This is a genomic window from Nitrospirota bacterium (assembly GCA_023229435.1).
Taxonomy (GTDB): Bacteria; Nitrospirota; UBA9217; order UBA9217; family UBA9217; genus JALNZF01.
Genome location: JALNZF010000002.1, coordinates 287,095 through 298,878 on the forward strand (window position 1 = coordinate 287,095; position 11,784 = coordinate 298,878).

An 11,784-nucleotide genomic window follows, 5' to 3' on the forward strand; every position below is an offset into this window, starting at 1 on the left:
TCAGTGCGGATTTCGGAAGGCGGAGTGCGGAATTGCAGAAGGTGATGCACCATAAGGGTCATTACGACGCCCTGCTGCTCGCGGCCATATTGGCGCTGCTGGTGGGCAGCGTCGTGATGGTGTATAGCTCAAGCAGCGTTGTGGCGCTTACGACCTACGACGATCCGGCGCACTTCATGAAGCGTCAGATCATGTGGGCGGTCATCGGCCTTGCTCTGATGGCGCTTGCGATGCGCATGGACCACCGCGTGCTCCAGGACAGGCGGACCGTGCTCGCCCTGCTGATCGTTTCCCTGCTGCTGCTTGCGTCAACGCTCATACCCGGCGTGGGGAAAATGGTCAACGGGTCCCGGAGGTGGTTGCGGCTCGGTTTTGTTTCGTTCCAGCCGTCGGAGCTTGCCAAATTCGCGATCGTTGTGTACATGAGCCACTACATCGTGAAAAAAGGGGAGCTGCTTCGCGATTTCAGGAACGGACTGTTCCCGGCCTATATCGTTACCGGAGTGTTCCTTCTCCTGGCGCTCCGCCAGCCGGATTTCGGCGCTGCCATGACGCTCGCGGGCGTGGCCGGCATCATGCTCTTCGCCGGGGGCGCGAACCTTCTTCAGCTTGGCGGTACGGTGCTTGCTGCGCTTCCCTTTATCTATGTTGCCGTGGCGCACAGCGCGTACCGTGCACGCAGGGTCTTCTCGTTCCTCGACCCCTGGGCCGACCCGCAGGGGGCGGGCCACCAGATCATCCAGTCGTTCCTTGCCTTTGGCAGCGGCGGTGTGTTCGGCCGCGGTCTGGGTGAAGGGAGGCAGAAGCTTCTCTTCCTGCCGGAGCGGCATTCGGATTTTATCTACGCGGTGATCGGAGAGGAGCTTGGCCTGATCGGGTCGCTCGTCGTGGTCGCGCTCTTTCTTGTCATATTATGGCGGGGGGTGCAGATCGCTCTTGGCTCGGAAGATATGTTCAGTCGTCTGCTCGCTCTCGGCATCACGCTCCTGATCTGTTTGCAGGGGCTGATCAACATGCTGGTCGTGACCGGGCTGCTGCCTACAAAGGGCATCGCGCTTCCGCTGGTGAGCTACGGCGGCTCATCGCTGGTGATCACCATGATGGCGCTCGGGGTGCTGTTGAATATTTCAAAGGAAACGACATGAACATGAATGCAGATTGCGGAATGTGGATTGCGGAATGAAACCAGGGAAGAGAAATAAGCGCGCGGCATGAAGATCATTATCGCAGGCGGGGGGACCGGGGGCCATCTGTATCCGGGGATCGCCATCGCCCGTGAACTGCTGAAGGAAAGCGGCAACGAGGTCCTGTTCGTCGGTACGAGGCAGGGGATCGAGGCCAGAGTGCTCCCGAAAGAAGGACTTCCGGTCCGCTTTATCACGGTCGGAAAGCTCAAAGGCATGAAGCTCCTGTCTGTCATCAAGACAATGGGCACGCTGCCCATGAGCGTACTCCAGTCCTTGATGGTGCTTCGCGAGGTCAGGCCTGATGTGGTGATCGGCGTGGGTGGATATTCCTCAGGCCCGATGGGACTTGCGGCATTGGTTCTCCGGGTTCCTCTGTTTATCGTGGAGCCGAATTCCTATGCCGGACTTGCGAACAGGTATCTGGGGAAGCGTGCTGATAAGGTGATCCTCTGCTTTCCCGGGACCGGTGCGAAGAAGTTTTTCCCTCCCGGGAAAACAGTGGATCTCGGCCCGCTGGTCAGGCAGGGGATCGAAAAAGGCGACCGCGACAAAGCGCTCGCTGGTTTCGGGCTTGAAACGGGAAGGTTCACGGTCTTTGTGATGGGCGGGAGCGGGGGCGCTCACGCAATCAATATGGCAATGAAAAAGGCCGTACTCTCTCTGAAAAACATCCGCGTGCTTCAGATCCTTCACCAGACCGGTGAAAAGGACGCTGTCGAGGTTGCTGATGGTTATCGTGATGCGGGAGTAAAAGCAATCGTGCTCCCTTTTATCCACGACATGGCAGGCGCGTACGCCGCCGCCGACCTGGTGATCGGCCGGGCGGGTGCAACCACGGTGGCTGAGCTTGCGGTTTGCGGGAAACGCGCGGTGCTGATCCCTTTTCCCTTTGCCGCGGACAACCACCAGGAGTACAATGCGACGACGCTTGCGGCGCGCGGCACGGCCGAGGTGATCATCCAGAAGGACCTGACGCCGGAGAAACTGGCAAGCGTCATCAAAAAGTACAGTGCACAGGGGACCGGCGCGGCGAGCGCTGCTCCGATGGAAAATACGGCGGCAACGGAGATCGTAAGGATCTGTAAAGACTATGTTCAAAAAAATTAAACACATCCATTTTGTGGGGATCGGCGGAATCGGCATGAGCGGCATAGCCGAAGTGCTCCTGAACCTCGGCTACAAGGTCACCGGTTCGGACTTGAAGGAGTCGGACACGACGGAACGGCTTAAAAAACTGGGCGGCGAAATATTCATCGGCCATCACGCGGAGAACATCACTACACCGCACGTGGTCGTGATCTCGTCGGCGGTGAAGAACGACAATGTCGAGGTGATCGCCGCGAGGGAAAGGCAAATCCCGGTCATTCCCCGGGCGGAAATGCTCGCCGAATTAATGCGGCTCAAGTACGGCATTGCCATCGCGGGCGCGCACGGGAAAACCACGACAACCTCCATGGTGGCCACGGTGCTCGCGGCAGGCGGGATCGACCCCACGGTCGTGATCGGCGGCAGGCTGAACAGCCTCGGCACGAACGCCAAACTCGGCCAGGGCGAGTTCCTTGTGGCCGAGGCGGACGAGAGCGACGGGAGCTTCCTGAAACTTTCCCCGACCATCGGCGTGGTCACGACCATCGATGAAGAGCATCTTGATTACTATAAGGACATCAACGAGATCAAGGCGGCATTTCTTACGTTCATCAACAAGGTCCCGTTCTACGGCGTGTCCATCCTGTGCCTGGACCAGCCGCATATCCAGTCCCTTATCCCGTTCGTGCAGAAACGGTACCTGACCTACGGTTTGAGCTCGCAGGCCGATTATCAGGCGCGTGACATCTCGCTCAAGCCGCTCGGATCCACGTTCAAGGTGCTGAACCACGCACGGGACCTTGGATCGTTCGAACTCTCGGTGCCCGGTGAGCATAATATCAACAACAGCCTTGCGGCCATTGCCGTGGCGCGGGAACTGGACGTCGACCTCGAGGTCATCAGAAAATCGCTCAAGGACTTCAGCGGCGTGCAGCGGCGGTTCCAGATCAAGGGCGAGGCAGGCGGGATAATCATTGTCGATGATTACGGCCATCACCCCACGGAGGTAAAAGCCACGCTTGCCGCGGCTGCAGCGGGCATGGAGCGGCGCGTGGTCGTCGTGTTCCAGCCTCACCGTTATACACGGACGCAGCATCTGCTCGAGGATTTCTTTACCGCGTTCAACCAGGCGGACGCCCTGGTGGTCATGGACATCTACGCGGCAGGGGAAAAACCGATCCCCGGCGTGTCGGGCCAGGCCTTGTACGAAGGGATCAAGAAGCACGGGCATAAGGACGTGACCTTCATTTCGGACCGCGGAAAGATCGTCGAGCACATGGTATCGGTGCTTAAAAAAGGCGACCTCATGATCACACTCGGCGCCGGAGATGTATGGAAACTTGGCGAACAGGTTTTAGAAAAATTGAAACGTGGAGATAACAAACTTTAAAGGCGACATCAAGAGGAACGAACCGCTGAGCAGGCACACGTCATACGCCATCGGCGGTCCTGCGGACATCCTTGCCTGGCCCGCTGACCGGGAGGACCTCCGTCTCCTTCTGCAGGCGATCAAGACACAGCAGCAGCGCTGCTTCATCCTCGGCGGGGGCACCAACCTGCTTGTTCGGGACGGCGGGTTTCGCGGCGTGATGATCGCCCTGCAGCGCATGCATAGGATCAAGATCGAACGGGAATACCGCTCGATCGGCGGCGCCTTTGCCGTGGTGTACGCTGAAGCCGGCGCGTCCCTGGTAAAGCTTCTCTCCTTTGCCGTTGAGCATGGACTCACCGGACTCGAGTTCGCCGCCGGCATCCCGGGCACGGTCGGCGGTGCAATCTGCATGAACGCCGGCACGTCCCTTGGCGAGATGGGCGATATTGTTGAATCCGTTGCCCTGATCTCGCCCGACGGCGAGCTGAACACCCGGAGTGCGGAGGAGATGGCGTTCGGCTACCGGACGGCCTCGGTCCCCGAAGGGCACCTGGTGCTGGAGGTGAGGGTGGTCCTGCGGCGCGATGATAAAGAGAAGATCAAGGCGCGGATTAAAGAACTGCTGGTCACGAGAAAACAGCGCCAGCCCTGGGGCTTCCCGAATGCAGGATCGGTGTTCAAGAACCCGCAGGAAGAGTCTGCCGGCATGCTGATAGAGAGTGCCGGGCTCAAGGGCCGAATGGTCGGCGGCGCGCAGGTTTCTGAAAAACACGCCAACATTATTGTGAACACGGGGAAGGCGAAAGCAGCGGATGTGCTGGAGCTCATGGATATCGTCAAAGAGAAAGTTCTTGAGGTATCCGGCGTGCGGCTTGAGCCGGAGATAAAGATAATAGGAGAAGATTAAGAAAGGCAAATTCCAAATTACAAGCACCAATAATCAAATAAATTCCAATATCCAAATTCCAACGCCTCAGAATGTTTGGTTATTGAGATTTGGTTATTGGTGATTATTTGTAATTTGTGATTTGGAGCTTGGAATTTTCATTATGATGTTGGTAACGAAGAAAAAGATCGGTGTTCTCATGGGCGGATTATCGTCGGAGCGGGAGGTTTCGCTTGCGAGCGGGAATGCGATCCTGGGGGCGCTGAGGGGAAAGGGATATGCCGCCGTGGCAATCGATGTCGGCCGGGATATCGACGAGCGCATACGAAAAGCCGACATCGAGGTCGCCTTCAACGGTCTCCACGGCAAGTTCGGCGAGGATGGCGCGATCCAGGGACTGCTCGAGGTCATGGGCATTCCCTATACGGGCTCGGGCATCCTCGCGAGCGCCATGGGCATGAACAAGATCATCTCCAAGGCCGTGTTCAAGGCCTATGGTCTCCACGTGGGGCCCTTCATGGTTGTTTCCGCCGGCGACAAGGAATCGCTCGCGAGGGCGGCGGCAACAATCGGTTTTCCCCTGGTCGTCAAGCCGAGCTCCGAGGGCTCAAGTGTGGGGGTGAGCGTGGTCAACACGGGCGATGAGCTTGCTCCTGCAATGAAACTTGCTCTTTCGTATGATCGCGAGGTCCTGATCGAACACTACATCCGCGGGATGGAGATACAGGTCGGCGTCCTGGGTGAGCGCGCCCTGGGCGCCATCGAGATCGTGCCGAAGGATGTTTTCTACAGCTATAAGGCAAAGTACGAACAAGGGATGTCGGAACATTTTTTTCCCGCACGGGTCCCCGAGGCGGTGTACAAACGTACACTCGATGCGGGGTTGGCCGCGCATCGCGCCCTGGGCTGTCGGGGATACAGCAGGGTGGATTTCATAATTGATGCCGCCGGCACTCCGTATATCCTTGAAGTGAACTCCCTGCCGGGCATGACGGCGACGAGCCTGCTGCCCGACATCGCACGAGGTATCGGAATGTCGTTCCCTGACCTGGTGGAGGAAATTCTGCGATTGGCGCTTGAGAAACGGTGATGAGGAGGCAGTAGGACGTAGGAGGTAGGAAGCAGGGAGAATGCGAGATTATAAAAACGTCAACGTCCCGAGATCGTACCGCGGCAGCTCGAACCGCTCGACCGTGAAGCGGGCCATCGTGGGACGCGCTGCCGGACGGGCGCGGACAGGCGGAACCGGGGTCAAACGTGTTGCGCTGCAGATCATCACGATCGTCATGATCGCAGCCGGCGGCTTGCTGGCGTGGAAAGCGTACCAGACGCTCCTGCACGCTGAGATGTTCCAGATCGCGGGCGTTGACGTACAGGGTGCGAAGCAGATAAGCGAGGCTGATCTCAGAGAGATCGCCGGCGTGTTCAAAGGCAAGAACATTTTCCGAGTAGACCTTGAGACCCCGGTCATGCGAGCGCGCGCGAACCCCTGGGTGAAGGATGCCCGGATATACCGCCGTCTGCCGAACAGGATCAGCATGGTCGTCACCGAGCGGGTCGCTTTTGCGCTGCTGGATACCGGCGACGGCATGTATGTGATGGACAATGAGGGGGTCGTCATCAACAGGATCGCGAAAGAGAACGCATCGGTATGGCAGCTCCCGGTTGTGGCCGTCAAGCAGTCTCGCGTACGGCCCGGCGAGCAGGTGACGTACGAAGGTGTGGCCGAATCGCTGACGCTCATTGCCGAGATCGCCGAGCGGGGCGGATGGAGGATGCGTGAGGTGACGATCAAGGCAGGATCTCCCGAGACGCTCAGCATTTTGTATGCCGACCATGAGTTCAAGATCGGTACGGGCAATTATCCGGAGAAGCTCCGCAGGCTTGCCGAGATCCTGTCTGACGGAACACAGCGAGGCATGGAGATCTCCTATGTGGACCTTCGTCCCGAGCGGCAGGCTGCCGTGATGGTGAAGAACAGCAGGGTTCAGGGGACAGGGACCAGGGTCAAGGGGAAAAAAATATAGGGCACTTTTCAGGAGACAGGAGACAGGGGACAGGGTCCGAAATAAAGCTTATGCATTACCTGTACCCTGACGACTGAACCCCGGACCCTTCCAAGGAGGACGCAGTGGCAAAAAAACCGAATAATGTGCTCGTAGGTCTGGACCTGGGAACGACCAAGGTCTGCGCCATCGTCGGTGATGTCAAGGACGACGGACAGGTGGACATCATCGGGATCGGCATCAGTCCTTCGCACGGACTTAAAAAAGGCGTGGTCGTCAACATTGACAGCACGGTGGAGTCCATCAAAAAAGCCGTGCACGAGGCCGAGCTTATGGCCGGTGTGGAGATCAACGCCGTGTATGTGGGGATCTCCGGCAACCACATCAAGGGAATGAACTCGCGCGGCGTGGCGGCGATCAAGAATCGGGAGGTCGGACCGGCGGACGTGGCGCGGGCCATCGACGGGGCGCGGGCGGTGAATATTCCCATGGACCAGCAGATCCTCCATGTTCTGCCGCAGGAATTCATCATCGACGATCAGGACGGGATCAAGGACCCGCTGGGAATGTCGGGCACGCGGCTTGACGTCAAGGTCCACATCATCACCGGCGCGGTGACCGCCATTCAGAACATCGTGAAAAGCTGCTCGCGCGCGGGGCTGCATGTGAACGACCTGGTGCTGCAGCCGCTCGCCTCGAGCAGGGCGGTGCTCACCTCCGAGGAGCAGGAACTCGGCGTGGTCGTCGTGGACATCGGCGGCGGGACAACGGACCTGGCGTTCTTCCTCGAGGGCAGCCTGTGGCACACCGAGGTGCTTCCCATCGGCGGAAATCATCTTACAAACGACATCGCCATCGGCCTGCGCACCCCGGCCTCGGAGGCGGAAAAGATCAAGATCAAGTACGGGTGCGCCCTGTCTTCCCTCGTCAAGCACGAGGAAAGCCTCGATGTTCCCAGTGTGGGCGGACGGCCGCCCCGGCTCCTTTCGCGCCAGATCCTGTGTGAGATCATCGAGCCCCGTGTGGAAGAGCTGTTCGGCATGATACAGCAGCGGCTCAAGAAGACCGGGTTCGAGGACATGTTCGCCTCCGGCGTCGTGCTTACCGGCGGCACGGCCCTGATGGAAGGCGTACAGGACGCCGCAGAGCGCTATCTTGGTCTGCCGATCCGGCGCGGCGTCCCGAGGAACATCGGCGGCCTCATGGATGTGGTGAACAGCCCGATATATGCCACGGGCGTGGGGCTTGTGCTTTACGGCGCGGAGAATGCGCAGGCTGCGCCGCGAAAATTCAGGAGCAACGGAAGCCTGAAGCGCCTCTGGAAGTGGGTGGAAGGATTCGTCTAACTCAGGGCAACAATAAGGGGGGCCAGGTCATGGCGAAAAGGATCAAGGAGAAGAATACCATGGAAGAGAAGCTCGATTTCAAATTTCAGGATATCATGGAGTTTGTGGCGAACGCGCACAGCGAGGTCCCGTGCGAAACCGCGGTGGACAAACCGCTCGAAGAGGGGAGGGCACACGAGATGTTCCAGTTTGAGGATGAACGCCTGCCCGCCGTCATAAAAGTGATCGGCGTGGGTGGCGGAGGAAGCAATGCCGTAAGCAGCATGGTCCAAACGGACATCAAAGGGGTCCATTTCATCGTGGTCAATACCGACATGCAGGCCCTGGAACTTGCCCGGGTGCCGATCAAACTCCAGATCGGGTCCAAGATCACCAGCGGACGAGGGGCGGGCGCGAATCCCGAGATCGGACGGACCGCGGCCCTTGAGGACGCGGACAAGATCAAGGCCGCGCTCGCCGGAGCCGACATGGTCTTCATCACCGCCGGCATGGGCGGCGGCACGGGCACGGGCGCCGCGCCGGTGCTTGCCGGCCTCGCGCGCGAGGTCGGCGCCCTGGTGGTCGGCGTGGTGACCAAGCCCTTCAGCTTCGAGGGGCTGGCCCGGATGCAGAAAGCGGACGAGGGTATTGCCGAGCTTAAAAAAAATGTCGATGCCCTCATCGTGATCCCGAACGAACGCCTGCTTAACCTTGCCGAAAGAAGGACCACGCTGCTCGATTCCTTCAGGCTCGCCGACGGAGTGCTTGGTCAGGCGGTCAAGGGGATCTCCGATGTCGTGATGGTGCCGGGCTATGTCAACGTTGATTTTGCCGACGTCAGGACCGTGATGTCGAGCCGCGGCAGGGCGGTCATGGGCACCGGGATCGGCCGCGGGGAGACCCGGGCCGCGGATGCCGCACAGCAGGCGATCGCAAGCCCGCTGCTGGAAGACGGGTCCATCAAGGGCGCCCGCGGCGTCCTCATCAACATCACCGGGGGCAATGACCTCGGTATCAATGAGCTGAATGAGGCGACGGCGATCATCAAGGAAGAAGTTGATCCGGGCGCGAACATCATCTTCGGCGCGGTGATCAACCCGGTCATGAGCGAGGAGATCATGGTGACGGTGATCGCGACGGGGTTCGACGAGGAGGGCGTGCGCGACCGCATCAAACGGCCGGTGGCGAACTTCAAGGAGTTCAGGGCGTCCCTGGAAAAGCCGAAGCGCAAACAGGAGGCCTTTGATTTCAGGAATGAATCGTTCGGGATAGACCATGAGGACCTGGACAAGCCGACGTTCCTGAGGCGGCAGGCGGATTGAACTTGATCACAGCGAAAGCAGACTCGAAATTGCAATATAAGCATGCAGAGACAATGCCTTGACTTTAACTGTTTTCCCCGATATTTTGTTGTTAATAGTTCTCTTACTGGGTGGAAAGGAATATTCTGCTATGTCATACGTATCAGAAAAGAATCAAGGCAGAAAAAAGCTGCGAGTTCTCGATTTTGATTTGCCTTTCTTGGCATCAGAGGCCGCAATCGATATTGATAATTTGCTTTCAAACAGATCAAAAGAATTGACTGCAATGAGGCTTTTAGCCGACCAATTACGAAATTCAATCGAGATCAGTTCTTCCGGTAAACCACATCGCGCTCTGATGGACCCGGCGACGCTGACTATACTTGGCGAGGCTGTGGCGCGCGCCGCAGGTGAGGGTTATGCACAGAATGTTGATGATTTGCTTGTCGATGTTGTCAAGATCGGCACCGAATTGTCGAGCGATGATCCAACAAAGAACTTTAAGGAGCTTGAGCGAGCGCGGGACTTTTGCGTAGCTCTATCTATGGCAGTCGTGGCCTATCACAAATCAATCAGTAACTTAAGCCCGCAACATCCATTTCGAAGGTAACAATGGATATTACGATTGACCATGCTCGAGAAACAATAGCTGCCATTCGAGTAGAGATCGAACGTTTGAAGCAATCAGAATTTACTTACACCCACCCGCATGCGGTATTGAACCAGCTGGAAAAAAGCCCGAACGTCAATCCGTGCTGGAGAAAGTATCGCAACCACCTTTTGGAGCGGGCTGAAGCTGTAGCCTCAGACTGCCGGAGGAATGCCGTATGAGGCGTGAAGATCTACCGGAACTTCATTTTATCACTCCCATTCAGAACGTGACTTCCATTATGCAATATGGTATTCTATGCAACAAAAAGGCAAGACACCTTCAGCATAGCTCGGTAGCCATGCAGGTAATACAGGATCGGCGCGCTTGCAAAGCAGTGCCTGGCGGTAAAGCTCTCCACGATTATGTGAATCTCTATATGTATGCTCGCAATCCGATGATGCGGAAACTTGCTGATCACCACGAAGAGTTATGTGTGTTGCGTGTCGGGCCGGATGTTATGGATACTCCGCAAGCAATAGTAACTGACGGCAACGCGGCAAGCGGTTATACGGTGTTTCTTCCGTCACCAGCAGGTCTCGGCAGAGTAAATAAGGATTCCGTGTTTGCCGAGTACTGGACTGATCCAGATGAGTTTAGACAGTGGGAAAAGAAACGCATGAAGTGCGCTGAAGTGCTCGTGCCAGACAAAGTAGATTCGGGCTACATCTTAGGCGCCTATGTTTCCTGCGATGCGGCAAAAAACAAGTTGATCTCCGCAGGTTTTTCTTTATCAATTACGAAAGATACCCATCTATTCTTTCAGTAGCAGTGAGGTATCGCTATGATTAAAGTGCTCGAAGGTGACATGTTCCAATCGACTTCGCAAACGCTCGTTAATACCGTCAACTGCGTCGGTATCATGGGCAAGGGAGTTGCTCTTGAATTCAAGAACAGATTCCCGGACATGTTCAAAGACTATGTTGAACGTTGTAATCGTGGTGAGGTTAAGTTAGGTCAGCCCTATATTTACAAATCCTTATTCCTGCCGTGGATACTGAATTTTCCCACAAAAGATCATTGGCGGTCCGTCACCAATTTACAGGATATTGTTCGCGGGCTTGACTATCTGCTGAGTCACTATAAGGAATGGGGCATTACATCAATTGCCGTTCCTCCACTCGGCTGTGGTCATGGGCAACTCGAATGGCGAATTGTCGGACCAACGCTATACTCTTATCTAAGCAAGATGGATGTTGTTGTTGAGCTCTACGCGCCATATGGGACGCCGCATGAGCAATTGCAGCCCGAGTTTTTCGGGCAAGCTTCAAAGGCGGCACCGAAAGCGTCCTCCATGCCCGCACCACAGTGGATTAAGCCGTCATGGATAGCTCTTGTGGAAATCCTTCGGCGCATTGAAGAGCAGCCGTATCATTGGTCCGTAGGAAGAACGGTGTTTCAAAAGATCGCCTACGTGGCGACCGAGGAAGGGCTTCCAACAGAGTTACATTACAAAAAAAGCAGCTTTGGTCCATTTGCAGCCGACCTGAAGGGTCTTGAAGCGCGTCTTCTTAACAATGGATTAATTCAGGAAGACCGATGCGGCAATATGTTCAGAATCAAAGTCGGATCTACATTTGCAGATGCAAAAAAAGCGTATGCAGACGATCTCTCCAGATGGGAGAGTATTATTGATAAAACCACTGACTTGTTCATGCGTATTAATACAAAACAAGCGGAGCTCATTGCCACCGTACTTTTCGCCTCACGGGGTCTGCGTGAGGCCGGTAAAGATGTTCCTGCAGAACGCGATGTGCTTGATTATGTCATGCAATGGAAACACCGTAGAAGACCGCCACTCGATCAAGGTGATGTGGCTTTGACCATAAGAAACCTTGCCGCGCTAAGCTGGCTCAAGGTGAGTGCCAGTAAAGACCTCCCGTTGCCAGAAGACGTATTCGCTGATGCCTGCTGACGACATTCAAACGGTTTTGTTCTACCGAAGAAACTGCTGCTTTCACATAAGCAAGAG

The 11,784-nt window shown here is 56.7% G+C and carries 12 protein-coding genes; all 12 read left to right on the forward strand.

The window, feature by feature from the left end:
• The first annotated feature begins 41 nt into the window (after positions 1-41).
• The 12 genes from ftsW (at position 42) to M0R70_02940 (ending at position 11,727) form a co-directional block, all read left to right on the forward strand.
• Positions 42-1,145: a putative lipid II flippase FtsW gene (ftsW, locus tag M0R70_02885; protein MCK9418305.1), complete on the forward strand. Its 1,104-nt coding sequence runs from the start codon at positions 42-44 to the stop codon at positions 1,143-1,145.
• A 66-nt stretch (positions 1,146-1,211) separates the two neighbouring features.
• Complete coding sequence (gene murG, locus M0R70_02890; protein MCK9418306.1) at positions 1,212-2,294, forward strand: undecaprenyldiphospho-muramoylpentapeptide beta-N-acetylglucosaminyltransferase; 1,083 nt, start codon at positions 1,212-1,214, stop codon at positions 2,292-2,294.
• Positions 2,278-3,663: a UDP-N-acetylmuramate--L-alanine ligase gene (murC, locus tag M0R70_02895; GenBank protein ID MCK9418307.1), complete on the forward strand. Its 1,386-nt coding sequence runs from the start codon at positions 2,278-2,280 to the stop codon at positions 3,661-3,663. The genes murG and murC overlap by 17 nt, the downstream gene beginning before the upstream one ends.
• Positions 3,644-4,552, forward strand: coding sequence for a UDP-N-acetylmuramate dehydrogenase (gene murB / locus M0R70_02900; protein ID MCK9418308.1), 909 nt, complete (start codon positions 3,644-3,646; stop codon positions 4,550-4,552). The genes murC and murB overlap by 20 nt, the downstream gene beginning before the upstream one ends.
• A 142-nt stretch (positions 4,553-4,694) precedes the next feature.
• Complete coding sequence (locus M0R70_02905) at positions 4,695-5,621, forward strand: D-alanine--D-alanine ligase (protein ID MCK9418309.1); 927 nt, start codon at positions 4,695-4,697, stop codon at positions 5,619-5,621.
• A 40-nt stretch (positions 5,622-5,661) separates the two neighbouring features.
• Positions 5,662-6,558, forward strand: a complete 897-nt coding sequence (locus M0R70_02910) for an FtsQ-type POTRA domain-containing protein (protein ID MCK9418310.1) — start codon at positions 5,662-5,664, stop codon at positions 6,556-6,558.
• Positions 6,559-6,662: 104 nt separating this feature from the next.
• Entirely contained in the window at positions 6,663-7,883 is a 1,221-nt protein-coding gene (gene ftsA / locus M0R70_02915) for a cell division protein FtsA (GenBank protein MCK9418311.1), read from the forward strand.
• A gap of 179 nt (positions 7,884-8,062) precedes the next feature.
• Complete coding sequence (gene ftsZ, locus M0R70_02920; protein ID MCK9418312.1) at positions 8,063-9,184, forward strand: cell division protein FtsZ; 1,122 nt, start codon at positions 8,063-8,065, stop codon at positions 9,182-9,184.
• 130 nt (positions 9,185-9,314) lie between these two features.
• Positions 9,315-9,773, forward strand: a complete 459-nt coding sequence (locus M0R70_02925) for a hypothetical protein (protein MCK9418313.1) — start codon at positions 9,315-9,317, stop codon at positions 9,771-9,773.
• 2 nt (positions 9,774-9,775) lie between these two features.
• Positions 9,776-9,994, forward strand: coding sequence for a hypothetical protein (locus M0R70_02930; protein ID MCK9418314.1), 219 nt, complete (start codon positions 9,776-9,778; stop codon positions 9,992-9,994).
• Positions 9,991-10,581: a DUF4433 domain-containing protein gene (locus M0R70_02935; protein MCK9418315.1), complete on the forward strand. Its 591-nt coding sequence runs from the start codon at positions 9,991-9,993 to the stop codon at positions 10,579-10,581. The genes M0R70_02930 and M0R70_02935 overlap by 4 nt, the downstream gene beginning before the upstream one ends.
• Positions 10,582-10,596: 15 nt before the next feature.
• Positions 10,597-11,727, forward strand: coding sequence for a macro domain-containing protein (locus tag M0R70_02940; protein ID MCK9418316.1), 1,131 nt, complete (start codon positions 10,597-10,599; stop codon positions 11,725-11,727).
• Positions 11,728-11,784 lie beyond the last annotated feature (57 nt).

Excerpts from the sequence above, each read along its gene's own strand:
- murG (MCK9418306.1), top strand. The coding sequence starts at position 1,212 with ATGAAGATCATTATCGCAGGCGGGGGGACCGGGGGCCATCTGTATCCG.
- murC (MCK9418307.1), top strand. The coding sequence starts at position 2,278 with ATGTTCAAAAAAATTAAACACATCCATTTTGTGGGGATCGGCGGAATC.
- M0R70_02905 (MCK9418309.1), top strand. The coding sequence starts at position 4,695 with ATGATGTTGGTAACGAAGAAAAAGATCGGTGTTCTCATGGGCGGATTA.
- M0R70_02910 (MCK9418310.1), top strand. The coding sequence starts at position 5,662 with ATGCGAGATTATAAAAACGTCAACGTCCCGAGATCGTACCGCGGCAGC.
- ftsZ (MCK9418312.1), top strand. The coding sequence starts at position 8,063 with ATGTTCCAGTTTGAGGATGAACGCCTGCCCGCCGTCATAAAAGTGATC.
- M0R70_02925 (MCK9418313.1), top strand. The coding sequence starts at position 9,315 with ATGTCATACGTATCAGAAAAGAATCAAGGCAGAAAAAAGCTGCGAGTT.
- M0R70_02930 (MCK9418314.1), top strand. The coding sequence starts at position 9,776 with ATGGATATTACGATTGACCATGCTCGAGAAACAATAGCTGCCATTCGA.
- M0R70_02935 (MCK9418315.1), top strand. The coding sequence starts at position 9,991 with ATGAGGCGTGAAGATCTACCGGAACTTCATTTTATCACTCCCATTCAG.
- M0R70_02940 (MCK9418316.1), top strand. The coding sequence starts at position 10,597 with ATGATTAAAGTGCTCGAAGGTGACATGTTCCAATCGACTTCGCAAACG.